We start from the raw sequence: 24,792 nt of genomic DNA, 5'->3' as shown, positions 1-24,792 counted from the left end.
CGACACCGCGAGGCGATTCTCCGTCCCGAGGGCGCAATCCGTGACCGGGAGGCGGTGAGTGAGGCAAGCCTTCGCCCCAGCCGGACCCCAGCTCGCTTCCCAGGCGCTCCACCCGTGGGTGCGGGAGACCGCCGCGCCCCTGTGGTCGAGCAAGCATTGCCAGCAGGCGGTAGCTGCTGCCGCCGCGAACCTGAGCCTCAAGGTGCAAACAAAGCCGGACCGCTGGACCGCTGGGACGTAGCGGACGACGCGCTGATGACCGAGGCGCTGAGCTACCGGCCGCCCGCTCCTGGCAAGCCACGGCTGCGGATCCCGGCCACCCCCGGACGACCGTTCGAGAAGGCACTACAGGGCGGGAGACTGTTCTTCGCCCGAGGGTCTTCTCCCTCCTTCGTAAGCCTGCCACCCACAACATGACCGAGAACTGGGGGGAGCAGCGCGCATTGGAGGCGTTGGCGGCCCTCAGCGTGCTGGACGCAGCGACCGTTGAGTCGGCTGACTAGCAATGGCTCCGGAGGCCGTCGGATAACTACATGAGTTCACACGCCTCCGCGAAGTGTCAGACAATGCTGAGATAGTTCCGCACCGTGAGCGAGCCCCCTGCCTCGATCAGCAGCTGCGCGACCCGGACGAGTACGGGTTGAGCGAGGAGACCGTCGACCGCTTGCTTGCCGAGCGGGCCGAGCGGGACCTTGGCCAGACAGCCCAGCTACTCCACAAGCGCGGCCACGACCATGCGGCGGCGTTACTGCTGGACGTGGAGGCCATCACCTACGAGAAGGACTACGTCGGCTTCGAGTCCGACACGTGGACCCCCACCTACAGGATCGTGGCGGTGCTCGACGTCGAGACCTTCCTGCTGTACCGCGTCACCGAGGAACGGATCACCGAGATCGTGGACGTCCTGGACACTGCCCGGATCACTACGGGGACGGCGTGAACGCGGCGCGTGTGGGAGGTGCTGCCCGTGGTCGGCGACGACTGGCGCGAGCAGCTCGCGCGCGACCTGGCGGCCGAGCCCCCCTCCAACCAGGGACAGCGTGTCCGCTTGGACCCTGCCCGTCGGATGCAGGACGGTCTCTACGTCACCAACGTGGAGGAGGAGAAGGTTTACCGCGTCCTCCGCGAGGTGCAGGCGTCGCTGGCCGAGAGGGACGGCGAGACGTTCCTGATCGCTCCGTTGCCCGGCGTCTTCATGCCGCCGAACCACACGTGGCACTTGGACTTCCTGCTTACCTATGGGGGTCGGGCCGGTGTCATCGAGGTAGACGGTCCCCACCATCGCCGAGAGGGTCGGCGGGCCGCTGATGCCAGCCGCGACCACCTCTTAGAGCTTGCGGGCATCCGGAAGGTCGGCCGGATCGTCGTCGAGGACGTGACCAAGAAGCACGAGGTCGAGAGATTCGTGCGTGACTTCCTCAAGCGGCTGACGGCCCCATGACGGTGGATCACCGCAGCTCGGAGCCCCTTGGGCGGACCTGCCTAGGGGGCTCCGCCGTTCCCGGCTCCGGCGCTGGTGAGCCACTTCAAGGGACCGGGGCTCGCTGGCTCCCATCGTTCCGGCGATCGGCCCGCTGGTTCTTCGGGTCGGCGGGTCCCCGTGGCGTTGACGCCGGACCCAAGCGGTCGGTCAGCTTGCGTCACACGGATGCGGACCAGAGCAGCCGGGTGAGGGAGGCCGAAGCCGACCCGGCAGGTGGCCCCGACGGCGACCCGGTCGGAGGTGAAGAACGCCGAGCGGTCGGCCTTCACCTTGGCGTCCCGGCGGACGGCGGTGACGACCCACTCGGCGGGCAGCCTGACGGACGGGGCAGTCGGCCGGAGCACCCGCGAGCAGGACGGGTTGAGGGCGACGGACGCAGCGAGGACAGGCTTGATGAGCAGGCTCTCGACCTGCTCGGGGGTCCGGCGGTGCCGGTGGTCAGGGTCATGGGTGCAGGCTCCAAGAGTCAGCCCCGGTACGAATGGGGTTGATCCTCGGGCCGGTGACAACGCAAACTGAAGGCGGCTGGAGGGCTTATCTCAGGTGGCGAGCCTATTGCCAGGCGGGGACCTTGAGCATCGACTTCACCTCCACGTGACGAAGTCAACCCCCGCTTACTCCAGTGCTGAAGGAAGCAGCGTGCCTCGCCTCGGGTCGTCTGCGTCAGGGTGAATGATCCATTGCTCCGGCCATACCCTGCGTGCGCCCTTGCCGCCCTTGTTGAGGTCCGGGTCGTCGAGGCGCAGGACGCGTGTACCGGTGAAGCTGGCGTCGTCTGAGAAACTCGCCCCGTCGAACTTGACCCCGTCGAAGAATGTTGCCGCGTCGAAGTTCGCCTCGCCGGAGAAGTTCGCCCCACTGAAACAGGCGTCACCAAGAAAGCATGCTCTCGTGAAAATTGCACGGACGACTGACATGTCGTTCAGGTTTAGGTCGACCAGGGTGGAGCCAGTGAGGTCGAGGCTGATATGCGGCCAGAACGTCACCTCGCGGGAGGCCCAGGTGCGCTGCTCTTCGTCGTACGACATGTAGGGGGGACGGCGGAGGTGGTCGGCGAGAAGCTGCTGTGCTGTCTGGCGCACCTGGAGCTCCCGGGCTGTGTCTCGCTCTCGCTCTTGGTCGGTGAAATCCTTCAGGCGGTCAGTCGGGTCCGGGCTCGACGCGTTTTGCCCAGGCGGGGTGTAGGGCATCCGGAGGTAAGCGCAGACGATGTTGACGATGGTCTGGCCGCCGTGCAGGATTCTCCTGCGCGAGGCTCTCAAGGGTGTACAGCGCGCCTGAGCGGACCTGGGCCTGAGCGTGGCCGAGTTGGTCAACAGTCTTGGTGTAAGTGTCGGTGATCTGCTGGGCCAGAGTCATGGCTGCGGCGCGGGCCTGGTCATGTTGCTGAAGTCGTTGGTTGCGGTAGCTGATAACCCCGCCGAGTAGGGCGAGCAGGCCGACGCTCTGCACCAGCGTCGTGCGAACGTCGTTCTTGGCCTTGAGTTCCTGCTCGGCCGTGAGTCCATGGCTCGGATGCTGGGTGAAGAGCCATGGACCACCCCAGAAGACGAAAAGATGAGACCCGCGACAGCCACGCCCCACAGCGCCCAAAGTACGTGTCTTCTTCGCCACATCGCGTCATTGGTCCCTCGTGAACGGGCCAGTCTGCCCGTGGGGTCTTCTTGCGAGACTATCCATCCGCAAGGGGGACCCTGTCGACCATGTTGGCCACCTCAGCCTCACGCGGGGGCCAGAGTGTCCCCTGAGTGGGCCGGCATCGCCCCGGTGCCTATCCAGGGCCGCGTCAAGTCGTTGTGCAGGCATCTGCTGCGTAGATTCCGCCGAGGACGAGCTGCGGCGAGGAGTCAACATGGCCGTGCTGTCGGCGCATCGAACCATCAGGTCACTCTGACCTGGGCGGAAGGCCGGTGCTGACCTTGCAGGCAGGGAGCTATAGGGAAGGCTCAGGCGCCTCACCGGGGCCAGTGTCGACCATCTCCGCAGGTCAGACCAGGCATTTCCGACTTTGACGCGGCCCTATCGGCTCCCCCCTCTTCCGTCCGGTGAGCTTCACGACCGGGCCTCCGCCCGCCGCAGTGCGGCCACCACGGGCAGCCACACCGGCATCGTGACCACGGTCGCGATCCACTTCCACGCCGACGCGGCGAGCGTTAGCAGGGTCATTGGTCGTTCTCCTCCTTGATCGTCTTTACGCCGCCCCGCCGCAGCCGCCCCGCCAGGGCGAAGGCCAGCACCGACCCCGCACCCATGACGACGTTCGACAAATCCCAGCCGGTCAACGTGATGGCCGAGGCGAGTAGGAAGCCGCCCAGGGCGCACAGCGCGAGGACGAAGGGGTCCCCGTCCCGGTGACGACCCCGCAGGACCACCTTCGGCGCGCTCCAGCGCAGCCCCATCACATCAGTGTCTCCGGTTCATGATCAGTACCGCCGCCCCACCGACGGCGCTCGGGGAGGTAACCACCCGTGTTAGCTCCCCGTCACCCCCTGCGTGATCCTCCGTCCGGCAGGGAGCTGACACGCCACGGCCCTGCCTCATCGTGGGGGTGTGCAGGAGAGACGAACATGCCCGCCGACCCGCTGACCGAGCTGCTGACCGTCCTCCGGGAGGCCCGGCGCGAGGTCGCCGTCACCCTGCCGGGCCCGGTGGAGTTCTGCGTCGTGCACCGTCGCGAGATCGCACACCGGCTGACCCGCTGCGCCCGCCGGATGGGCTGACCGCTGAACCCGTTCAGGCAGGCGTGAGGAGCGCGGGTAGCTAGTGCCGCGCCGCTGCCCGCCCTGGAGGGCGCCAGCCGCAAGCTCTCGACGGTGGCCTTCGGGGGCCATCGCCTGTCAGTTTCGGGGGCGCCCGTCGATTCCTCGAACCGGCGGGCCGACGTCAGCTGTTTCGGTGGCTCCACGTCGGTATGCTGGTCCGCCGCCATAGCGCCGGAGGTGCATCATCTGTGTTTACAGGGGGAGCAAGCCGCATCTTCATTTCCTATCGGCGCCAGGAAGCAAACTTTCTCGCTGGCCACTTATATGACAAGCTAGCCAATCACTTCGGCAAGCAGCGTGTATTTATTGATGTCGAGATGGGGCCTGGCCTAAAATGGCGCGAAGTAATTGCCAGCAAGGTAGGCGCGTGCGATGTGCTGCTGGCAGTCATCGGCCCCCAATGGCTCAGGATGACGGACTCGCAGGGCCAGCGGCGTCTTGAGGATCCTGATGACTTCGTGCGCCTGGAAATTGAGGCCGCCCTTCAGCGTGACGTCCGAGTAATTCCAGTCTTGACCAACGGTGCCGTCATGCCACGTCGGTCGGAACTACCTAAGAGTTTGGCCAAGCTAGCAGACCGCCATGCATTTACCATACACTTCGAGGGCCTCCACCACGATGTGGCGCGTCTCATTTCGGAGATAGACCCAGGACTTCGTTGGCGCGGCCTCTCGCTGACGGCCGGACTCCTGCTAATTCTGGCTGCCGGAAGTTTCATAGCCGAAAGTTTCCTATCCGTGACGGGGGCGTTCAGAGAGTGGTTACCAACTCTTATTGCCGATTCGATAGCTGCTGTCGCCGTCGGCGCCGTCGGAGTTGGGATTTTGGCAGCCCGAACGCGACCGTCGATTGCGATCGGAGGCGGAATCTTACTTGGCGCTTCTCCATTCATCGGTCTCAGGATGTGGCGGAGCGCGCAGGTGCGGGACCCATTTGGGTGGGGGTCGGAATCGGTGCCAGTCTTGGCCATCGTCGTGGCCCTTGGACTGGTTGCACTCCTGCTGGCGGTGAATCCTGATGAGCGCTTTGGTTACCAGCGCCCAACCGACAGAGCCGGCCCTATGTTGATTCTTGTCGGCGCCTTTGCCCCTGTGGCCCTATCCCTAGTCGGTAGCACCATTCCGACATCTGATTCCGACTTTGGAACCCTTAAGTTCTCAGACCCGATGGTACTGGCCTATTCCGTCATCCTGGCTGCTCTTGTGGCCTTTACTCAAGGTGCGCTCCAAGGCGCGATCCTCGCGGGATGGGCGGGGGGCGCCGCCTTCGTACTGGCAAACACCGTCTGGTTGCGAATCTACTCCGACCCTCCGTTGGCACCGATTCTAAATGCACAACTGCTCTTATGCGGGTTCACGGTAGCCATATTGGCCGCCACGGCGAGACTTGCGCTCCGAGGCGACCGACCCTTCGCGTCGAGCGCAGGTGCGCCTAATCCACATAAGACTCCCTAATCCAGACCTCTCGCGAATTTGCCGCAATTTTCTGCCAGATTAAGCACCACTCGCCACTCGGATTATGGGCGACCGGCAATTGATCGTTGGCGGAGTCGTTGGATGCTGGATCGGGTCGGCCAGCGGTAGTGGGTGCAGGCCCGGTTGATCAAGCGGCGGAGCACGGCCAGGCCCTCGGCCCGGCGGAGGCGCACCCACTTGTAGACCGTCTGCCGACTGATCCCCAGCTGCTTGGCCCCCGCCAGGCCGATGACCCCTCCGCCAGGTGCTGCGCGATCCGTTCCTCGACGTCAACGCGGATCCGCGAGATCCTGATCCGCCCGAGACGGCTGACCGGTCCGCAGCCCGTCAGCCTCCCGCCTAGGATCTGCCCGGCAGGCGTCCGCGACGGTAGACAGTCCCATCGCTTCCGTCGCAAGCCTTGGCCGACAGCCCCTGTCCCATAGGCTGCCTTCAGGGCGAAGGTTGCCTGACGCGGTATTAGCTGCGCCGGTACGGGTCGATCCGCAAGGTGCTCATCCTCTCCCCGTGTTCCGGGTAGTGCGCAACCGCCTCGTCCCGCTCCTCGGGCGTCAGGACATGCATAGGCAGGTACCTGTCCAGCAACTCGTAGAAGACCTGCCGCTCCTCGGCCGCGTCGCGCATGTCCTGCCGGTCGGCGTCGGTGAACCACCGGATCGTCACGCCGGGGAGGCTCCCCGGATCCGTCACGGTTCGCAACGGGGTGGAGATCTCTGCCCCATCCTTCTCAAGATCAACACCTGGTCCGCCTTTGTGTGCGCGTGCGTGCACGTGCGTCTACATGAATAACCATGCAGTGGATAGAGTCGCAAGGCCGTGCATCGTAATGCAGGTGCCGCTTCGCCACCCCACCCTCCGCGTTGGCGGTGCAGAGCGGCGGCAGAGAGAGACGGCACGCCGTGGTTGACAAACTGGTGGGGTCGGGCGGAAGAGAGTGCCCAGAGACCACGTAACAGTGCGGATCGGGCGGCTCAGAGCACCACCCCACCCGCCCTCCCACCTGCGTGTTTGCCACCGCTGTGCTGCTCTCGCCTTACAAGCGAGCGGTCGCCGGTTCGATCCCGGCCGCGCCCACCCGTCCCGAGATGCGACCAAGGCCGATGACGCCCGCAAAGGACACCGGCCTCGACCGCATATCAAGGTCAGGGCAGTCCAAGGGCCACGAGCACGGCCCCGGCTACGACGCCGGCCGTCGCCGCGACCCCCGCCTTCCCGGTGTGGGCGCCATCGAGCGGATCAATGGGGAGCAGAAGGGACGCGGCCATCGTGAGCGCGGCCAGCGCCCATGCCTCGGTCAGCGGAGTTCGAAGCCAGGCTGCCTCCACGAAAAGGAGCAACGCGGCCACGGCAAGGAGGAGAGGCGCGGCGAGGTGCAACCGCGCGTCGGCGTCTTTGGCCTTGACCACAGGGAGCGGAGCCCAGGGAAGTCCGGCTGCTCCGGTCGCGATGCCGAAGCCGGCCGAGGGTAACCAGGTGCCCTGGGCCGCCAAGAGCTGGTTGCGTCGGGCCACCACGATGCGTACCCCGATGGCGGCAGCTGTCAGCGCGAGGATGCCCGCGACGTAGGCGACGGATTCGATGACTCCCGGAGGTCGGCGCAGGACGGCCAGCACGAAGGTCACGACCGTCGCGGCGACCCCCCACGCGGGATGACGCAGCCGGCTGAGCCCGGGGATCCGTTGTAACCGCTGGTGCAGCGGTTCCAGCCACTCCTGCGCAGACTGGGTCCCCTGCCGGCCGGCGGCTCGGGCCAGCCCCAGCCCCAGGCCGAGTGTGACGAGCAGCCCTGCGGACGTCGCCGTCGCCCGTCGCTGCACGTCCGCGAAGCTCCACGCGGGCGGAAGGGGCTTTGACAGGTCCAGGGCGGTCCGGTAGACGGATGCATCGATCAACAGTTCCCGGCGCCGGTCGCGCAGCGTCGGGTCAAGCGCATAGGCCCTGCCGAGGGCGTCTTGGGCGGACAGCAGGCGAACGGGGCCGGCGGAGGACTCCAGGACGCCCAGATTGAACCAGCCCAGTGCGTAGTCGGGACGCGCACCGATGGCTTGACGGAAGGCGCGCCGAGCCGCCGCCGGCTCCCCTAGGCGAGCGAGCTGGACCCCCAGATCATTGGCCGCGGGGTACGCGCCGGGGTCACTGCGGAGCGCCGCCCGGTTGTGCTCCGCGGCGACCCCGAATCGCCGCTGCCGATCCGCGATGAACCCGCTGGTCATCAGGAAGGCGGGGTTGTCCGGATCCGCGGCGAGCGCTCGTGCCGCCAGGTCCGACGCCCGCGTGGAGTCTCGCAGCCCTAGATGGGCGAGCGCCGCGTTGTTGTACAGCACCTCGGGGTGGTCGACGGAGATGTCAGATTTGACGAAGAGGGGCAGCCAGGACAGCGCCCGCTCGTAGTCGTCGCGAGCGGCCGAGAGTCGGCCTGCCCGGCGCGCCAGGTCACCGACCTGCAGGCTGGCGTAGTAGGACACCGTGGCGAACTCCAATGCCGTCGCCTGGGAGCCGGACTCGAACTGGTAGGCGTAACCCGTGGTAGCCGGCCGGTCGAGCGCCCGTAGGACCGCCTCCGCCTCCGACTCCCGCCCGGCCGCGGCGAGCGCGGCGCCGCGGCCCAGGTCCGCCTCGAACACGGCCAGATCGTTGCTCCAGTCAGACAGCCGCTCGCGGCGGGCGGCCTGGTCGAAGGCAGCGGCAGCGTCGTCGAAGCGATCCTGGAGGAACGCGATCTCGGCGACACGGACCGTGGGGAGTGCGCTGCCGTCTCCTCGTCGGGCCTGCCACTTTTCGGCGACCTCCCGGGCAGCCGGGAGGTCGCCGGCCCACCGGAGCAGGTTCTGGTGGGCGTCGGCTATCTCGTCGGTGAGAAGGTCGGTCCTCGTCGAGCCGTTCGTGTCCCGCTCTGCGACGGCTCGGAGTGAGTCGCCGCTGATTACCACGCATCCGTCCTGGAACCCGGGCCGAGCCCCGACGAATTCCTCGGGCCAGTCCTCCAGCGCGCGCTCCGCATGGCCGGCCAGCACCGCGTCCCGCCGCCAGCTCCACTCCGCGCAGGCGCCGTAGGTCCCGGTCAGGTTGTCGTCCTCTCGAAACGTCGGGATGAACGAGTTGTCGACCACGTCCGCGCCGCCTCCTATGGGGATCTCGACCACGAACTCGGTGAACGGCGAGAGCCGGTCCGCTCCGAGGGAGAGCGCCGGTGAGGTGTCCTGGAGAGTCGCGGCCCGGTACGTGCCCTGGGGGACGGGGATCAATGCGCGGGCGTCCGGATATGCCGCCGGTCCCAGGTCGGCCAGCCTCCGCGCGGTGAGCTCGGCGCGGTCGAAGGTCCCCGCGGCCTCCTGAGCTGCGACGAGGACCTCGAGGAGGGGGCCGGGGGCAACGTTCTCGCGAGCCAGCGGCTCCAGCAGCCGGGCCGCCGCCTCGGGGTCCCCCAATCCGATGAGCGCACGTGCCAGCCCCGGAGCGGCTGCCTGGCGACCGCCGTGCTGCACCGCCGAGTCGTAGGCGTCCCGGGCCTGCCAAAAGAAGTTGCGAGCCGAGAAGGGTTGAGAGTCCGCGAGGTACATGGCGGCGCTCAGGTAGGCGTCACCGAGCCCGGTCAGCGCGGCGACGCTCGTCGGGTTGCGAGCGACGAGCTGCTGCATCGTGGCGACGCCGTCCGGCGTCCGGGTCGAGCGGAGCTCTCCGTCCGAGGACGGCGGAGCCACCGGGTCGTACCTCAGCTGTCGCTGGCCGACCAGCCAGTCGGCTGTCGGGTCGCCGGGACAGGCGGCGTTGGCCTGCTGCTGCTCCGCCGCGAGGATCGCGGGGGTCGTGTTCACGTCGGCGGCCAGCAGCAGCAAAAGGTTCAACTGCGCGGGACAGCTCCCGGCCCGCGCGGCCCGGAGCAGCACCGCGAAGGCGGCGGGCGCGCTGTCGACCCCTTCGTCCGGCCGGGCTGCCAGCAGCGTCAGTGCGGCCCCGAGCGCGGCAGCCTCAACTGCGGAGCTTCGGCTCAGCGAGGCGTCGAGGATCGGGTCCAGGGTCAGGTGCTGGTAAGGATAGCGCTCGGTAACGTCGTCGTCGTCCTCGAAGACGATGGCCAGGTCCTCGGGGGAGCGCAGGACGGTCATGAACCGGTCCGCGCCAGACACACCCAGGGCAGCGACGGCGTACGGCTGGATGTCCTCGGCGGTGCGGATGTTCGTCCCGTCTCGCAGTCCCATCGGGAGATCCTGGACGGTGGGGGCGGTGTCGCCGTGGATCTGGCCGTCACTCACACTCGTCGACGAGCCGTCGAGGGCGGGTGGCTCCGCGGTGGCCAGGTGGCTGACGGGTCCGAGCCCGAGGACCGCCGCGAGACCGATCGCGCCGAGCGCGACGGCGACGCGTCCTGCGCGCGTTGGACGTGGACGTGCGCTGGCGCCTCCGCTGTCGTCGGCCGATGGGCTGTGAGGGACTGCCGGGCCCGGACCTCGATCCATCGCGTCATCGCGACTGTGCGGTGATTCGGCGGCCACGACGTCGACCTCCCCCCGAGTGACTCGGAACAGATGATGGCGCCGTGAGATGCACCGTGGACATAGGTCGCCGCCCGGCGCGGTCCCTCCAGGACGGACCTGCTGCCGGGTCGGGGGGCGCCGTCGTGCCCCCCGACCCGGCCGTGGTCGGACGGCCCGCCGAGGAAGCCGACCCTGCAGCAATCCTCAGACGCGCTGCGATCGTCATGAGTGGGCCCGTCGCGGTGCTTCCGATAGGCACCGCCTCGGCGGCGCCGACGTCCGCCCAGCACGCTAGACGTCGCCGTCCGCATGTCGCTGTCTTGACGCACTCAAAGCGGCGACATGTCGACATGCGGCGCCCTCGGGGGACGGCGCTCGCGTTGGCGTCCGTGCTCATCCACGTCGCCACGTACGGCACGCCGTTCACCATGACGTCGTCAGCCCTGCCGACGCGCCGCCGACGCCTTTCGCCAGCGGCTCGGCCTGGTAGCCGACTGTCTCGGCGACTCGGCCGGCTCGCCGTCGGGCGGCGGCTGTGGTGCCGCCGCCCGACATCGGTAGCAGCCTCGCCTGACCACTCAGCGGATGGCTTGTACTGATATTGGTGCCAGGAGCAGGACGTCGACGCGCTGTGCACGCACCTCGGCAGCGGCTTGCCATGGTCGCGCACTCGAGCGATCGCAAGCTGGCGCTTACGTGGGCGGCCCGGTGCCGCACCGATAGGACTGGCTCGTGCTGGTGACCTCGCCGACGGACGTGGCCGGACCGGTCAGCCGACGGGCGTCGAAGCGCTGCTGGGGCGACCGCGCCTCGGATCCAGTCGTTGTCGCGGTCCGCGCTCGGCAATGAGTCGGGCCGCGCCCCACTAACAAGTCGTTTCACTATGACCTCGGCGTGGCTGCCGTAGGACGTGGCCAGTCTGAGCAGGCTGGCCTGGGTGATCGAGGAGCTTGTCCCCGACGGGCTGTGGCAGCGGATCGCTTCGCTGCTGCCACCACCGAAGCCCCGCCGCCACCGCTATCCGGGGCGACGGCCGATCGATGACCGCGCCGCACTCGCCGGGATCATGTTCGTGCTCAAGACCGGCATCACCTGGAACCAACTGCCCACGTCGCTGGTCGGCTGCTCCGGGGTGACCTGCTGGCGGCGGCTGCGCGACTGGACCGAAGCCGGCGTGTGGCCGGCGCTGCACGAGCTGCTGCTCGCCGAGCTGCGCGCGGCCGGCGAGTTGGACCTGGACCGCTGCGCGGTCGACGGCTCCCACATCCGGGCACTCAAAGGGGGGACCAGGTCGGCCCCTCACCGGTCGACCGCGGACGCCCCGGCTCCAAGCACCACCTGATCTGCGACGCCGACGGCATCCCGCTGGCCGTCACGCTGACCGGCGGCAACCGCAACGACGTCACCCAGCTCATCCCGCTGGTCGACGCGGTGCCGCCGATTAGGGGTCGGCGCGGTCGGCCGCGTCGTCGACCGCGCGAGCTGTTCGCCGACCGCGGCTACGACCACGACATCTACCGTCGCCGGCTGCGCGCTCGCGGCATCACTCCGCGGATCGCCCGCCGCGGCGTCGCCCACGGCTCGGGTCTGGGCAAGCAGCGCTGGGTGGTCGAACGAAGCTTCGCCTGGCTGCACGCGTTCAAGCGGCTACGCACCCGGTATGAACGCCGCGCCGACATCCACCTCGGGCTGATGCAACTGGCCTGCGCCTTGATCTGCTACCGCCGGCTTCGGTCGTTCTGAAACGAGTTGTAATGCGCCACCTTCAGCGCCTACGACCACGCGGTGGTACCGCTGGCGTAAACGGCTCGGACCGCCGGGACAAGAGCACGTGCGCCGGACGCTGGACCGCCGCGGTCTCCGTCGACCGTTGGCCGACTTGGCGGAGCGGCGAGCACGGGTGATCGGTCCGCTGCTCGTGGTGGCCAGGGCGGACGACGTCCTCGTTGGGCCGGAGGCGCCGAATGCGCTGGCGTTGTCCTTCCCGGCAGGTGAGCTCGCCGTCCAGGACGCCCGCGCCTGCCATCCGTGGGCGGCGATCGGCGCCTTCTCCGGGGGAGGTGGTGGACCGCTTTCCGGCCGGCTGATCGTCGCTCAGGCCGCGGTGGCTGCCTCGACCAACGGCGCGGGGACGTCGGGGCGCGGGAAGGCCGGGCGGAGGAACACCGGGGGCTTGAACGGCCGCCAGGTGCCCTCCGGCTGGGCGAGCCGGTCGGCGATCGCCCAGAGGGCGGCCGGGTGGTGGCCCAGGCCCAGGTGGCTGGCCATCACGGCGATGTTCTCGCACCGCTCGCCGGGGGTCTCCAGACAGGTCTGCCAGTGCACGATGCCGTCGTAGTGCGAGTAGATCGACGTGGTGGGCACCGGCAGCGGCGAGCCGTCGGGCTCCAGCGGCAGCGAGCGGTGCTCGACGTGCAGGTGCGCGTACCGGTCGAAGGCCCGCGACGCCCGGCTCTGGCTGTGCCGGTTGAGCCGGATGGGGCTGCCCAGGGTGACCACCTGCCGGACCGAGTCCGGCGTCCGTCGGGCCAGGTCGCGGGCGAAGATGCCACCCAGGCTCCAGCCGACGAGGGACAGCGGCCGGCCGTAGCGGTCGCTGAGGTCGTCGATCCGGTCCCGCATCCCGGCCACGCAGGCGCCCGTGGGGCCGATGTTGCGGCCCAGGCGCCAGCCGTGGACGCGGTAGCCCAGCCGGCGCAGCGTCGCGCGGAGCACCCTCGTCGACGTGTCGTCGGTGAGGAACCCCGGGAGCACCAGCACCGGGTGCCCGTCGCCCTGCGGCAGTCGCGGCAGGAGCGGTCGTGCCGCCAGGTACAGCCCGAAGTCGGCCACCGCCCGGCCCGGTTCGGTCAGGTACAGCGGCAGCGCCGGTCCGTCGCCTCGCGTCACGTCGTCCTCCTCGTCAGCCGGCCTCCGTGGGCGGCCCGCACCCAGGTACCACGGGCTACCGCTCCTGACACTCCGGAGCGGTGCCTGATACACCCATCGGCAGTGTGGCTGTGCCGTGTGACACACCCCGTCGACCCGGGCCCTGGAGGGCAGGCGGGGACAGGGCCGTGGCACGGTACGGACATGGACGCCCAGACCGACGCCGCGGGCAGCCCCGGGCACAGCCGCACCGTGGACATCGACGGCCCGGTGCACCACGTCGACTTCGGCGGCCGCGCGGACGGGCCGATCGTCGTCCTGGTGCACGGCCTGGGCGGCTCGCACCTCAACTGGGACCTGTTCGCCCCGCTGCTGACCCCGCACGCCCGGGTGCACGCCCTCGACCTGCCCGGTTTCGGCCGCAGCGAGCCGGAGCAGCGGACGGCGAACGTGCGGGACAACGTGGTGGTGCTCGACCGCTTCGTGCGGGAGGTGACCGGCGGGCCGGTGGTGCTGGTCGGCAACTCGATGGGCGGGATGGTCTCGGTCCTCGAGGCGCAGCACTCGCCGGCGAAGGTGAGCGGGCTGGTGCTGGTCGACGCGGCGCTGCCTGGTCCGCGGGGGCGACCGGACCCCCGGGTCGCGGCGGCGTTCGGGCTCTACGCGCTGCCCGGCGCGGGCCAGCGCTACCTGGCCGGCCGTCGCCGCAGGCTCGGTGCGCGCGGCACGGTCCGGGAGATGCTGGAACTGTGCGGCGTCGACCCCGACGACGTCCCGTCGTCGCTGATCGACCGCTCCGTCGCGCTGGTCGACGAGCGGCGGGACGTCGCGGGCATGGACCGCGCGTTCCTCACCGCGGCGCGCTCGCTGCTCCTGCTGCTGGCCGACCCGCGGCTGGTGCGCCGGGCGATGGCGGGCGTGCAGGTGCCGGTGCTGCTGGTGCACGGCGACCGCGACCGCCTGGTGCCGGTGTCCGTGGCGCGCGACGTCGCGCGCCGGCACCCGGACTGGGGCTACGTCGAGCTGTCCGGCGTCGGGCACGTGCCGCAGCTGCAGTGCCCCGGGCTGCTGGCCGAGCACGTGCTGGCCTGGCTGCCGTCGGTGGTCCCGACGCCGTAGGCCTCCCCGGGCCCTTCCTCACCGCAGGGTGTCCCGCAGCGCCTCCCACCCGGTGTAGCGGGGCCGCCAGCCCAGCTGCTGCTTGGCCTTGGCGGTGTCCATGATCACCGGACGGCTGGCCGCCTCCACCCACTCGGCGGCCGGCGGCAGGAACGGCAGCCGGGCCACCGCGCGGGCGGCGAGCTGGGCCGGGGCGGCGGGCACCGGGATCGGCAGCGCGCCGAACTCCCGGGCGACGTCGGCCGCGGTCAGCACGCCGTCCCCGGCGATGTTGTAGGCGCCGGGCGGGCCGGCGGCGACGACGCACAACTGCAGCGCCCGGCCGACGTCCTCCTGGTGCACGAACTGCAGCCGGAACTCCGGCGTCACCACCGGGACGCTCACCGGGAGCCGCCGCGGGCGGCCGAACAGCCGGCGGCCGATCGGCGCCAGCGGGCCGGGCAGGACGTCCTTGGCGCCGACGGCGTTCGGCCCCAGGACGATCGGCGGGCGCAGCAGGTACAGCGCGAGACCGGGCGTGGTGGCCGACTCGGCGTCGAGCAGCTGCTCGAGCTCGGCCTTCTCCTGCGCGTAGAACAGCCGGGCGGCGGGGCGCACCGGCCAGTCCTCGGCGATGCGCTCGGGGTTGTCCGGGTGCCAGCCGTAGGCGGCGACCGACGAGGCGTAGACGAAGCGCCGGGCGCCGGCGGCCGCGGCGGCGCGGAAGACGTTGAGCGTGCCGTCGACGTTGATCGCCCGGGTGGTCTCGCGGGAGGCGTTGCCGGTGATGAGGAAGGCCAGGTGGACGACGACGTCGGCGCCGGCGAACGCCTCCTGCAGCGCGGACGGGTCGCGGACGTCCCCGCGCCGGTACTCCATCTTCGTCCAGCCCCGCTCGGCCGGGTCGAACGGCCGGCGGGCGATGCCGACGATGCGCCGCACGCGGCCGTCGGCCTGCAGGAGCGGGACGAGGCCGGCGCCGAAGGTCCCCGTGGGACCGGTGACGGCGACGGTGAGGTCGGACTCGGGGGCTGCCACGCCGACCGGCTACCCGACCGGCGCGGCGGCCAACCGGTCAGCCGGCCGCGGGGGAGGGGGCGGCGTCCCCGGCAGCGGCGACCAGCTCGTCGATGCCGCGCCGGATGCCCCCGGAGAGGACGTCGACGTCAGGGAAGGCGTCGAAGTCGGCGTTGATGCCGAAGGTCATCGTCCGGAGGTAGGAGAAGATCCCGATGGACACCCGGATGCCACCGGCGATCGGCACGTAGGCGTGCGCGGAGCACATCCGCCGGCCCAGCACGTACAGCGGCACCCGTGGCCCGGGCACGTTGGTGGTGACCGCCTGGCACCACATCTGCCCGGCCGACATCGCGGCGCGCACGCCCAGGGACAGCATCGTCGGCGCCACGAAGTCGCCCATCCCGATGATGGAGCGGGCGTCGACGGCCTGCATGACCTCCTTGTGCCGGTCCATCTGCCGGCGTACCGACGCCAGCCGGGCCACCGGGTCCGGCTCGCCGACGGGCAGGTCGACGAAGGCCGGCGAGATCTGGTTGCCCAGCTGCCCCCGCTGGCCCGGCCGGCGCACCGAGATCGGCACCAGCGAGCGCACGACGAGACCCTCGCGCAGCGACCCGCGCCGCTCCAGCAGCTCCCGGAAGCCACCTGTGATGGCGGCGAGGACGACGTCGTTGACCGTGCCGCCGAACGCCGTCCGGACGCGCTTCAGCTCGTCGAACTCCGCGTCGGACCAGGCCCACCGCCGGTGCGGGCCGATCGGCCCGTTGAGGGAGCGGGCGGTCGGCGTGGCCAGCTTGCGGGTCACGGACGGCACGCCGGCGAACAGCGACCGTCCGGCCCGCGCGGCGCCGCGCACCCCGCCCGCCCCGGGCAGCCGGGTCAGCTCGCGCAGCGGGTGGGCGACGGCGTCCTGCACCGCGCCGGCGACCACCTCGAGGGACGACGGGTTGCGCTGCGGGGTCCAGTCCTGCGGCTCGCCGTGCGTGGCGTCGGGCGTGAGGTCGAACACGAGCTGCATCAGGTCGGTGCCGGCGATGCCGTCGACCATGCAGTGGTGGACCTTGGAGATCAGCGCCCAGCGGCCGTCCTCCAGGCCCTCGACCAGCCACAGCTCCCACAGCGGCTTGGCGAGGTCCAGGCGCTGTCCGAGGACCCGGCCGGCCAGGTTGCGCAGCTGCTCCTCACCGCCCGGGCTCGGGACCGCGGTGTGCCGGACGTGGTACAGGATCTGGAAGTGCGGGTCGTCGACCCACAGCGGCCGGCCCAGGTCCAGCGGGACCCGCCGGACCCGCTGCCGGTAGCGGGGGACCAGCGGGAGCTTGCCGAGCAGCAGCCGCACGACGTCGCCGTAGGAGGGCGCCGGTCCCTCGAACACCGCCACGGAGCCCACGTGGAGCGGCGTGTTCTCGCTCTCCGCGTAGTAGAACCCGGCATCGGTCGGACTCATCCGGTCCACGGTCGGCTCCCTCCACCCCGCCGGCTGGCGGCGGGCCATCGTCGCAGCTCCCCGGGGACGTGCGGAACGCCGTGGCCCCCCTCCGGGTGGCTCCTACCCGACCACGTGGCCGCGGTTCCGTCCACCGGAGTCAGGCCGCTCGCCCGACGGCCTCCGCCCGGTCCAGCAGCCGCAGGAACGCCGCGTCGACGATCGCGGGGCGGGTCAGGTTGACGCTGTGGCCGGCGCCGTCGACGACGACGAGCTCGGCCGCCGGGCCGATGTCCTCGGCCAGCCGGCGTCCGTGGGGGAGCGGGGTCAGCCGGTCGTGGCTGGCGGCGACGACGGTGACCGGCACGCGGGCCAGCACCGGCAGGGCCGCGGACTCGTCGTGCTCGACGAAGGAAGCGTAGAAGGCCATCGTGACCGGCAGCGGCGTCTCCTCCAGCAGGTCCTGCACCATCCGGACCTGCTCCGGGTCGGCGTCGTCCCTGCCGAACAGGTAGCGGCGGGTGTACCAGCGCCCGGTCCGGGTGCCGCGGCGGCGTAAGCGCTCCAGCAGCGGCGCCCACAGCTGCAGCAGCCAGAGGTAGACCGGCAGCAGGCCGAGCGCACGCAGCAGGCGCACCGTGAGGCCGACGACGCCGGTGGTGGCCAGCCCGCCGGCGGAGGTGGCCAGCAGGAAGGCGCCGACGACGCGGGTGCCGAACAGCTCGGGGCGCCGGCGGGCCAGCGCCATGACGCTCATCCCGCCCATCGAGTGGCCGGCCAGCACCACCGGGCCCCGGGGGGCGACGGCGTCGAGCACCTGGCCGAGGTCCCGGCCGGTGCGGTCGATGCTCGCCCGGGTCAGCGGCGTCCAGCCGGAGCGGCCGTGCCCGCGCTGGTCCCACAGCACCAGCCGGGCGCGGTTCCGCAGCGCCTCCCGCTGCAGGTCCCACTCACCCAGGCGGGCGGTGAACCCGTGGCTGAGGACGACGGTCAGCGAGGCGTTCTCGATCCCGTCCACCTCGACGTGCAGGTCGACGCCGTCGTCGGTGCGGACGGTCAGCTCGTGTGCGCTCACGCGGCCATCCTCACCCGGGCGCGGGGGGTCTACTCGTCGGCGACGGCGGTACCGGGACGGCGGCCGGGAGCGGCGTCGCGGACCAGCCGGCGAGCGGCGTCCACCTCGCGGGCGACCGGCGCGAGCACGCCCTCGGCGTGGATCTCGGCGTCGTCGGGTGGCCGGTGCGCGCGGATGTCGTCCTCGAGTTCACGGATCGCCCGGCGCAGGACGGCCACCTGGGCGAGGTCGGGCGCGGGCTCGCCGTGGCGGGTGGCGATCACGGCCTCGGTGACGGCGTCCGACGTCCGTTCCAACTGCACGATGACCGGCCAGAACGCGGCGGCGCGGGTGCTGACCGGTGGCGGCTCGGCCAGCCGGCGCTGCAGCTGCGTGTGCAGCTCGGTGAGGGCCCGGTAGCTGCGCCGCCGCGCGCGGCGCCGCTCGCTGGGGCTGCCGGTGAAGGCCGCCTCGACGAACTCGTCGAGGGCGTGGGCGGCGTCGCGCAGCGCCTCGTCGAGCGGCGCCCGCCAGGTCTGCGGCCACAGCAGGTAGCCGAACACCAGCACGATCGCGCAGCCGATGAGGGTGTCGAGCAGCCGCGCGCCGACCAGCCCGGGGCCACCGGGGAGGGCGAGGTCGAGCAGCAGGATGATCACCGGCGTCTGGAAGACCGAGAACAGGCCGAAGTTGGCCGCCCGGCCCCACGGCAGCAGCGCCGCGGCGACGGACATGGCCACCAGCACCCAGGCGTTCCGCGGCAGCGCCAGGAGCAGCAGCGAGCCGAGGAGGACGCCGACCAGCGTGCCGGCACCGCGCTGGATCGCGCGGGTGAACACCGACCCGAAGTCCGGCTTGAGCACGATCGCGACGGTGAGCAGCACCCAGTAGGGCCGCTCGATGGGCAGGTACTGGCGGGCGATCTCGGCGATCGTCATGCACAGCGCCAGGCGGACGGCGAAGGCGCGGGTGTCGGCGCTGCCCAGCGTGCGGTCGCCGAGGTCGCGCAGCCGGGAGCGCGGGTCCGGCCTGGGCTGGGGCACCGCGGCGCCGGCCCGCTCCTCGGGGTCGCCGACGACGTTCCAGGCCAGCCGCACCCCGTGGCGGACCGCCCGCCGGGTGGGTGCCCCCCGTTCCAGGTGCTCCGGGCGCTCCTCGGGCAGGTCCCGGGTGCCGGCGACCGCGGCGGCCAGCGCGTGGACGGCGCCGACGTCCTGCGGGTCGGCGGGCACCCCGGCGCGGGCGGCGGCGACCGTCCCCTCGACCAGCGGCGCGGCCGCGTTCAGCACGCCGGCCAGCTCGGAGAGCTCGCGGGTGCGCCCGGCGGTGCGGCTGCGGGAGCGGATGACCCGGTCGTAGGCGTCGTTGAGGGCGGTGGTCAGCTCCCGCCGGGCCTCCTCCGCCTGCGGGGTCCCGGCCGCGGCGAGCAGCTCGGCGATGCGGGTGAAGACGGTGGAGACCGCCGTCCGGTCGGGGTCGTTGCGCTCGGTGGCGTACTGGACCAGCGTGGTGAGCGTGGCCCACGCCGCGCCGACGACGAAGCAGCCGACCTCGGCCGCGGGGGAGAGCGGGGTGACCAGCCCGGAGGCCAGCGCGGTGTAGACCAGCAGCTGCAGGGCGCCGAGGGAGAGCGCGGAGTTGACCGCGCTCACGAACGCCGCGAGCGCCGCCGCGAGCGCGACGACCACCACCGGCAGCCAGCCGCCGCCGGCCGCGAACTGGCCGACGACCAGCCCGATGCCGCCGAAGACGGTCGCCGCGGCCGTGCGGCGCAGCCGGTCGCGCAGCGGTCCGCCCTGCGGGGCGAGGCTGCCGGCCAGCGCGCCGGTCGTGGCGAAGACGCCGGCACCGAGCACCGGGCCGGGCTCGATGCCCCCCTCGACGGCGACCGCCACGGCCAGCGGCGCGGGCACGGTCACGGCGAAGCGGACGACGTCCCGCCAGGGCACCGGGGGAGGCGTCGTGCGCACCAGCTCCTCGAGCCAGGCCGGTGCACGCAACGCCCGCTCCGCCACGGTCCCCGAGCTTTCCATCCCCACCGCAGGGGGTCGGGCTGGGATGCTCCGCGCGTGGCAGGTGTCGTCGTCCGGGTCGCCTCGGCCGCGGACCTGCTGGAGCTCCCCGCGGTCGAGGACGCCGCCGACGAGCTGTTCCGGGCGCGGGGCGTGCTGGACCTGCCGGCCGCGGCTCCGGCCCCCCTGCGCGCCCGAGCGTGGCGGGTGCTGGTCGTCGGCCGGCCGGTGGTCGGGTTCGCCGTCCTGGACCGGGTGGACGGCGACGTGCACCTGGAGCAGCTCTCGGTGCACCCGGCGTCGATGCGACAGGGCATCGGCGCGGCGCTGCTCGGGGCCGCGGTGTCCGCGGCCTGGGTGGTCGGCGCGCGGCGGGTCACGCTGCTCACCTACGCCGACGTGCCGTGGAACGCGCCCTGGTACGCCCGGCACGGGTGGCAGGTGACCGACGACCTCGGGCCCGAGCTGCAGGCGCTCGCCGCGCACGAGGAGGAGCTGGGCCTGACCCGGCGCGGCCGCCGCGTCGCCATGGCGCGGCCGGTCTAGCCCGCCCCCCGTTGACCGTCCGTCGCCCGGGGACGGCGAGGCGCTCCCTCACTCGGTGTTGATCATGGGGTTGCTGTCGCGTGGTGCGGCGTGTCTTCGCATGTCGCCTGCAACAACCCCATGATCAACCGTCGGAGGGCGGGTGGTCGCGCCCGCCGGGCTCGTCACGACACCTAGGGTCGGCGCACGTGACCGTCACACTGGGGGAGGTCGTCGCCGCGCTCGAGGCGCGCTACGACCCGGCGCTGGCCGAGGACTGGGACGCCGTGGGGCTCGTCTGCGGCGATCCCGACGAGCCGGTGGACCGGGTGCTCTTCGCCGTCGACCCGGTGACCGCCGTCGTCGACGAGGTGGTGGGGACCGGCGCGCAGCTGCTCGTCACCCACCACCCGCTGTTCCTCACCGCCGTCCACGGCGTCCCGGCCGACGACCCCAAGGGCCGCCTGGTGCACCGGCTGATCCGCGCCGGCGCCGGCCTCTTCGTCGCGCACACCAACGCCGACCGCGCGCCCGGCTCCGGCGTGAACGACGCCCTCGCCGCCGCCCTCGGGCTCACCGGCACCGTCCCGCTCCAGCCGGCCGCCACCGACCCCCGCGCCGGGCTGGGCCGCGTCGGCCGGCTCCCCGAGGCGGCGTCCCTCCAGCGGTTCGCCGAGCTCGTCGCCGCAGCCCTGCCGGAGACCGTGGGCGGCGTCCGCGCGGCCGGGGACCCGGAACGGCGCATCGAGACGGTCGCCGTCTGCGGCGGCAGCGGCGGCTCCCTGCTCCCGGCCGCCGCCGCGGCAGGCGCCGACGTCCTCCTCACCAGCGACCTGCGACACCACCCGGTGTCCGAGGCGCAGGAGCTGCGGGGTCCGGCGGTGTGTGACGTGGCACACTTCGCCTCCGAGTGGCCCTGGCTGCCCGTCGCGGCCGACGTCCTCGCCCGTGACCTGTCCGGCCGGGTGGAGGTCGCCGTGTCCCAGCGGCGCACGGACCCGTGGACGTCGCACGCCGGGGCCGACCGCTGACCCGGCCGCGCCCGCGGCCGGACGACGCCCTGGGGCCGGCCGCGAGCACTTCGGCGGGTCGGCGTTCGCGCTCTCCGACCTCGGCCTCGACACCGCCGTCACGGTGTACGCGGGCTTCGTCGCGCTGCTGGTCAACCTGGCGGTGACCGTCCTGGTCACCGCCGCGCTGCGAGCGGCGAGGGTGGACGGCGGCGTCGACGGGACGGCGGCTAGCGACTACACCGCTCAGCGGGACGACCCCACCTTCCGCGGGCTGCCCGACCCGCTGGAGTCGGCCCCGCCGGGAGCGACGGGGGCGCCCACGGCGCGCGGGTAGGTTGAGCGGGTGAAGGCCGACCACTTCGATCAGCAGAAACTGCTGGACCTCGCCGCCGAGGACGTCGCCCTGGGCCAGCTGGCCCACCGCCGGCGCACCCTCCGCGAGAACGCCGCGGTGGATTCCGCCGCCGAGTCGGAGCGGGAGCTGGCCGCCGCCGTGGTGCGCGCCGAGACCGAGGTCCGCGACCTGCAGCGGGAGGTCAAGCGGCTCGAGGGCGACGTCGAGACGGTGCGCGCGCGGGTCACCCGCGACCAGGGGCTGCTGGACTCCGGCAGCGTCTCGGCCAAGCAAATGACCGACCTGCAGCACGAGATGCAGTCGCTGGCGCGGCGGAAGTCGGACCTGGAGGACCAGGAGCTCGAGCTCATGGAGCAGCTCGAGACCGCCGAGGCCACGCTCGCCGAGGCGCAGCAGGGCCACGAGACGGCGCAGGCCGACCTCGCGCGCGCCGAGCAGCTGCGCGACGACGCCCTGGCCGACATCGCCGACGGGACGGCGCGGCACGAGGCCGCCCGCACCGAGGCCGCCGCCCGCATCCCGGCCGACCTGCTGGCCCTCTACGAGCGGATCCGCACCCAGACCGGTGGCACGGGCGCCGCCGTGCTGAGGTCCCGCCAGTGCCAGGGCTGCCGCCTCGAGCTGTTCGGCCGCGAGCTGGCCGCCGTCCGCAACGCCGACCCGCACGAGGTCGTGCGGTGCGACAACTGCGGCCGGATCCTGGTGCGCACGGCGGAGAGCGGGCTGTGAAGCGGTTCGTCGTGGAGGCCGACGGCGGCTCGCGGGGCAATCCCGGGCCGGCCGGCTACGGCGCTCTCGTCCGGGACGCGACCACCGGGAAGGTGCTGGCGGAGCGGGCCGAGTCCGTCGGGCGGGCCACCAACAACGTCGCCGAGTACGGCGGCCTGGTCGCCGGGCTGCAGGCGGCGCTGGACCTCGACCCGACCGCCGACGTCGAGGTGCGGATGGACTCCAAGCTCGTCGTCGAGCAGATGTCGGGCCGCTGGAAGGTCAAGCACCCCGACATGCAGAAGCTGGCGCTGCAGGCCCGGCAGATCGCCCGGCAGCTGGGCAGCGTCCGCTACACCTGGGTGCCGCGGGCGCAGAACGGCGCCGCCGACGCGCTCGCCAACAGCGCGATGGACGGCCGGCCGGTCCACCGCGACCTCGCCGCCGAGCCCAGCACCGTCGAGGACGACGTCCAGCCGGTGGCCCCCCGCGCGCCCGCCGTCACCACCGTCACGCACCTGCTGCGGCACGGCCGCACCGAGCACACCCCGGAACGCCGCTACAGCGGCCGCAACGACCTGCCGCTGTCGGCCACCGGGCGCGCCGAGGCCGAGGCGGCGGCGAAACGGGCCGCGGAGCTGGACGTCGACGTCATCGTGGCCTCGCCGCTGCGCCGCACCCGGGAGACCGCCGAGGTGGTCGGCGCGGTGCTCGGGCTGCCGGTGCAGTACGACGACGACCTGGTCGAGCTGGACTTCGGCGACCTCGAGGGCCTCACCGCCGAGGAGGCGAAGCAGCGGCACCCGCTGGCCGAGCGGCGGTTCGCCGAGGACATCACCGTGGCCGCGCCGGGCGGCGAGTCGGTCGCCGACGTCAGCGACCGCGTGGCCCGCGCCCGGGCCCGCATCCTCCGCGGGCACGCCGGGAAGACGGTGCTCGTCGTCTCCCACGTCACGCCCATCAAGCTGCTGCTCGCCGCCGGCCTCGACGTCGCCGACGACGTCGTCCACCGGGTGTTCCTCGAGGCGGCGTCGTTCTGCACCGTCGCCTGGCGCTCCGACGGGCGCGCCGCCGTCCGCCTGGTCAACGACACCGGCCACCTGCGGTGACCGTCCGCCCGGCCACGGACGACGACCTCCGCGGACCGGGCTGGCTGGGCGACGGCACGGGGACGGGGCTGGCCGCGGCCCTGGCCCCAGGTCCGCGCGCGGCGCTGGTGCTGGTCGCCGTCGACCGCGCGCTCCCGGTCGGCGTACTGGCCGCGGACCTGCCCCCCTGGCGCGGCCGGGAGCACGCATGGACCTGGCTGCTCGAGGTGCACCCGGCGCGTCGTGGGCCGGCACGGGCACGGCGGTGCGGGAAGGGGTGCGGCCCGGCCCGCGTTGACCGGGGTGCCCCGCGCCACAGTCGTCGTCCGGCGCGGGGGAACATGTGGCCGCACCCCACCCAGCCGAGGAGCTCCGTGACCGCCACCATCGCGCCCGCCACCTCCGCCGTCTCCGGCGACGAGCGCACCCTCTCCCCGGCCGAGTACGAGACGTGGGCCGCGGAGGTCCGCCGGCTGGCCGAGGAGCGCGGCGCGGTGATCCTGGCGCACAACTACCAGGTCCCCGAGATCCAGGACGTCGCCCACGTCACCGGCGACTCGCTGTACCTGTCCCGGGTCGCGGCGCAGACCGACGCCCGCGAGATCGTCTTCTGCGGCGTCCACTTCATGGCCGAGACGGCGAAGATCCTCTCGCCGGACAAGACCGTGCTGCTGCCCGACCACGACGCCGGCTGCTCGCTGGCCGACTCGATCACCGCCGAGCAGCTGCGCGAGTGGAAGGCCGAGCACCCCGGCGCCGTCGTCGTCAGCTACGTGAACACCACCGCGGCTGTGAAGGCCGAGACCGACATCTGCTGCACGTCGTCCAACGCGGCCGACGTCGTCCGGTCGATCCCGGCCGACCGCGAGATCCTCTTCTGCCCCGACCAGTTCCTCGGCGCGCACGTCAAGCGGGTGACCGGGCGGGACGACATCCACGTGTGGGCGGGAGAGTGCCACGTGCACGCCGGCATCAGCCCGTCCGACGTCCGCGCGCAGGTGGCCGCCCACCCGGACGCCGAGATCCTGGTGCACCCGGAGTGCGGGTGCACCACCTCGGTGCTGGACCTGGTCAGCCACGGCGACCTGCCGGCCGAGCGCACCCGGGTCCTCTCCACCGGCGGCATGGTCGAGCAGGCCGCGACCACCCGGGCGCCCCAGGTGCTGGTGGCCACCGAGGTCGGCATCCTGCACCAGCTGCGGGCGCTCAACGCCGGGACGCAGTTCATCCCGATGAACGACCGCGCCGCCTGCCGCTACATGAAGATGATCACGCCGGCGAAGCTGCTGCAGACCCTGCGCACCGGCGGGGGCGCGGTGGACGTCGACGCGGAGACCGCCGCCCGGGCCCGCCGGGCCGTGGAGGCGATGATCGCCATCGGCGAGCCCGGCCGCGGGGGCGAGTAGAAGGAGAAGGACCCCCTCCTCCCC

General features: G+C 72.1%; 23 protein-coding genes. 12 read left to right on the top strand and 11 right to left on the bottom strand.

The window, feature by feature from the left end; all coding sequences use genetic code 11:
• Nucleotides 1–640 precede the first annotated feature (640 nt).
• Together GOBS_RS17045 and GOBS_RS17040 are read left to right on the top strand one after the other, a co-directional pair.
• Nucleotides 641–940, top strand: coding sequence for a hypothetical protein (locus GOBS_RS17045; protein WP_166487435.1), 300 nt, complete (start codon nt 641–643; stop codon nt 938–940).
• A gap of 27 nt (nt 941–967) precedes the next feature.
• On the top strand, nt 968–1,441 hold the full coding sequence (locus GOBS_RS17040) for a PDDEXK family nuclease (protein WP_012949505.1): 474 nt from the start codon (nt 968–970) through the stop codon (nt 1,439–1,441).
• A gap of 656 nt (nt 1,442–2,097) precedes the next feature.
• On the opposite strand, the gene GOBS_RS17035 is transcribed toward GOBS_RS17040, so the two are convergent.
• The 3 genes from GOBS_RS17035 to GOBS_RS17030 all read right to left on the bottom strand — a co-directional run bounded on the left by GOBS_RS17035 (nt 2,098) and on the right by GOBS_RS17030 (nt 3,882).
• A complete protein-coding gene (locus GOBS_RS17035) occupies nt 2,098–2,565 on the bottom strand; it encodes a pentapeptide repeat-containing protein (protein ID WP_166487434.1) in 468 nt (155 codons plus the stop codon).
• A gap of 58 nt (nt 2,566–2,623) precedes the next feature.
• Complete coding sequence (locus GOBS_RS27635; protein ID WP_166487433.1) at nt 2,624–3,097, bottom strand: hypothetical protein; 474 nt, start codon at nt 3,095–3,097, stop codon at nt 2,624–2,626.
• Between the two features lie 548 nt (nt 3,098–3,645).
• Nucleotides 3,646–3,882, bottom strand: coding sequence for a hypothetical protein (locus GOBS_RS17030; protein WP_166487432.1), 237 nt, complete (start codon nt 3,880–3,882; stop codon nt 3,646–3,648).
• 168 nt (nt 3,883–4,050) lie between these two features.
• Between GOBS_RS17030 and GOBS_RS27630 the strand changes: the two genes are divergently transcribed.
• Nucleotides 4,051–4,203: a hypothetical protein gene (locus GOBS_RS27630; RefSeq protein ID WP_012949502.1), complete on the top strand. Its 153-nt coding sequence runs from the start codon at nt 4,051–4,053 to the stop codon at nt 4,201–4,203.
• A 230-nt stretch (nt 4,204–4,433) separates the two neighbouring features.
• Nucleotides 4,434–5,699 (top strand): toll/interleukin-1 receptor domain-containing protein, encoded by a 1,266-nt coding sequence (locus GOBS_RS26455; RefSeq protein WP_012949501.1) that lies wholly within the window; start codon nt 4,434–4,436, stop codon nt 5,697–5,699.
• 62 nt (nt 5,700–5,761) lie between these two features.
• Here the strand turns inward: GOBS_RS26455 and GOBS_RS29790 are convergent, their stop codons facing one another.
• The 3 genes from GOBS_RS29790 to GOBS_RS17020 all read right to left on the bottom strand — a co-directional run bounded on the left by GOBS_RS29790 (nt 5,762) and on the right by GOBS_RS17020 (nt 9,919).
• Nucleotides 5,762–5,926 carry a helix-turn-helix domain-containing protein gene (locus GOBS_RS29790; RefSeq protein WP_424954961.1) on the bottom strand — a complete coding sequence of 55 codons (165 nt, stop codon included), beginning with the start codon at nt 5,924–5,926 and terminating at the stop codon, nt 5,762–5,764.
• 253 nt (nt 5,927–6,179) lie between these two features.
• Nucleotides 6,180–6,383 (bottom strand): hypothetical protein, encoded by a 204-nt coding sequence (locus GOBS_RS17025; RefSeq protein ID WP_012949500.1) that lies wholly within the window; start codon nt 6,381–6,383, stop codon nt 6,180–6,182.
• A 479-nt stretch (nt 6,384–6,862) separates the two neighbouring features.
• Nucleotides 6,863–9,919: a tetratricopeptide repeat protein gene (locus GOBS_RS17020; RefSeq protein WP_012949499.1), complete on the bottom strand. Its 3,057-nt coding sequence runs from the start codon at nt 9,917–9,919 to the stop codon at nt 6,863–6,865.
• 1,213 nt (nt 9,920–11,132) lie between these two features.
• Between GOBS_RS17020 and GOBS_RS17010 the strand changes: the two genes are divergently transcribed.
• Nucleotides 11,133–11,938, top strand: a protein-coding gene (locus GOBS_RS17010; RefSeq protein WP_012948683.1) for an IS5-like element ISGeob7 family transposase whose coding sequence is annotated in 2 segments (ribosomal slippage) — nt 11,133–11,472 and nt 11,472–11,938 — 807 coding nt in all. Because the reading frame shifts where the segments join, the coding sequence is not laid out codon by codon here.
• A 351-nt stretch (nt 11,939–12,289) separates the two neighbouring features.
• Here the strand turns inward: GOBS_RS17010 and GOBS_RS17005 are convergent.
• Entirely contained in the window at nt 12,290–13,084 is a 795-nt protein-coding gene (locus GOBS_RS17005; protein WP_012949497.1) for an esterase/lipase family protein, read from the bottom strand.
• Nucleotides 13,085–13,267: 183 nt separating this feature from the next.
• On the opposite strand from GOBS_RS17005, the gene GOBS_RS17000 reads away from it, so the two are divergent.
• Nucleotides 13,268–14,182 (top strand): alpha/beta fold hydrolase, encoded by a 915-nt coding sequence (locus tag GOBS_RS17000; protein ID WP_012949496.1) that lies wholly within the window; start codon nt 13,268–13,270, stop codon nt 14,180–14,182.
• A gap of 18 nt (nt 14,183–14,200) precedes the next feature.
• On the opposite strand, the gene GOBS_RS16995 is transcribed toward GOBS_RS17000, so the two are convergent.
• The 4 genes from GOBS_RS16995 to GOBS_RS16980 form a co-directional block, all read right to left on the bottom strand.
• A complete protein-coding gene (locus GOBS_RS16995; RefSeq protein ID WP_012949495.1) occupies nt 14,201–15,199 on the bottom strand; it encodes an NAD-dependent epimerase/dehydratase family protein in 999 nt (332 codons plus the stop codon).
• A gap of 37 nt (nt 15,200–15,236) precedes the next feature.
• Nucleotides 15,237–16,628, bottom strand: coding sequence for a WS/DGAT/MGAT family O-acyltransferase (locus tag GOBS_RS16990; RefSeq protein WP_041242411.1), 1,392 nt, complete (start codon nt 16,626–16,628; stop codon nt 15,237–15,239).
• 139 nt (nt 16,629–16,767) lie between these two features.
• The gene (locus GOBS_RS16985) at nt 16,768–17,682 is read right to left on the bottom strand and encodes an alpha/beta fold hydrolase (protein WP_012949493.1); all 915 of its coding nucleotides are present in this window, start codon (nt 17,680–17,682) and stop codon (nt 16,768–16,770) included.
• A gap of 29 nt (nt 17,683–17,711) precedes the next feature.
• The gene (locus GOBS_RS16980; RefSeq protein WP_012949492.1) at nt 17,712–19,694 is read right to left on the bottom strand and encodes an FUSC family protein; all 1,983 of its coding nucleotides are present in this window, start codon (nt 19,692–19,694) and stop codon (nt 17,712–17,714) included.
• 36 nt (nt 19,695–19,730) lie between these two features.
• On the opposite strand from GOBS_RS16980, the gene GOBS_RS16975 reads away from it, so the two are divergent.
• The 6 genes from GOBS_RS16975 to nadA all read left to right on the top strand — a co-directional run bounded on the left by GOBS_RS16975 (nt 19,731) and on the right by nadA (nt 24,768).
• Nucleotides 19,731–20,219 carry a GNAT family N-acetyltransferase gene (locus GOBS_RS16975; protein ID WP_012949491.1) on the top strand — a complete coding sequence of 163 codons (489 nt, stop codon included), beginning with the start codon at nt 19,731–19,733 and terminating at the stop codon, nt 20,217–20,219.
• A gap of 188 nt (nt 20,220–20,407) precedes the next feature.
• Nucleotides 20,408–21,229 carry a Nif3-like dinuclear metal center hexameric protein gene (locus tag GOBS_RS16970; RefSeq protein ID WP_012949490.1) on the top strand — a complete coding sequence of 274 codons (822 nt, stop codon included), beginning with the start codon at nt 20,408–20,410 and terminating at the stop codon, nt 21,227–21,229.
• A gap of 103 nt (nt 21,230–21,332) precedes the next feature.
• Entirely contained in the window at nt 21,333–21,545 is a 213-nt protein-coding gene (locus tag GOBS_RS28255) for a hypothetical protein (RefSeq protein ID WP_012949489.1), read from the top strand.
• A 9-nt stretch (nt 21,546–21,554) separates the two neighbouring features.
• A complete protein-coding gene (locus tag GOBS_RS16960; protein WP_012949488.1) occupies nt 21,555–22,295 on the top strand; it encodes a zinc ribbon domain-containing protein in 741 nt (246 codons plus the stop codon).
• The gene (locus GOBS_RS16955) at nt 22,292–23,383 is read left to right on the top strand and encodes a bifunctional RNase H/acid phosphatase (RefSeq protein WP_012949487.1); all 1,092 of its coding nucleotides are present in this window, start codon (nt 22,292–22,294) and stop codon (nt 23,381–23,383) included. Before GOBS_RS16960 ends, GOBS_RS16955 begins: the two co-directional genes overlap by 4 nt.
• Before the next feature lie 353 nt (nt 23,384–23,736).
• Nucleotides 23,737–24,768 carry a quinolinate synthase NadA gene (nadA, locus tag GOBS_RS16950; RefSeq protein ID WP_208104309.1) on the top strand — a complete coding sequence of 344 codons (1,032 nt, stop codon included), beginning with the start codon at nt 23,737–23,739 and terminating at the stop codon, nt 24,766–24,768.
• Nucleotides 24,769–24,792: the final 24 nt, after the last annotated feature.

The sequence above is a fragment of the Geodermatophilus obscurus DSM 43160 genome, assembly GCF_000025345.1.
In the GTDB taxonomy this organism is placed as follows: Bacteria; Actinomycetota; Actinomycetes; order Mycobacteriales; family Geodermatophilaceae; genus Geodermatophilus; species Geodermatophilus obscurus.
This window is presented reverse-complemented; position numbering and strand designations above follow the sequence as displayed.

Bases quoted from the DNA above. Each gene is read 5' to 3' on its own strand.
- GOBS_RS17020 (WP_012949499.1), bottom strand. From the start codon at position 9,919: ATGGGACTGCGAGACGGGACGAACATCCGCACCGCCGAGGACATCCAG.
- GOBS_RS17030 (WP_166487432.1), bottom strand. From the start codon at position 3,882: ATGGGGCTGCGCTGGAGCGCGCCGAAGGTGGTCCTGCGGGGTCGTCAC.
- GOBS_RS17000 (WP_012949496.1), top strand. From the start codon at position 13,268: ATGGACGCCCAGACCGACGCCGCGGGCAGCCCCGGGCACAGCCGCACC.
- GOBS_RS16990 (WP_041242411.1), bottom strand. From the start codon at position 16,628: ATGAGTCCGACCGATGCCGGGTTCTACTACGCGGAGAGCGAGAACACG.
- GOBS_RS27630 (WP_012949502.1), top strand. From the start codon at position 4,051: ATGCCCGCCGACCCGCTGACCGAGCTGCTGACCGTCCTCCGGGAGGCC.
- GOBS_RS16980 (WP_012949492.1), bottom strand. From the start codon at position 19,694: ATGGAAAGCTCGGGGACCGTGGCGGAGCGGGCGTTGCGTGCACCGGCC.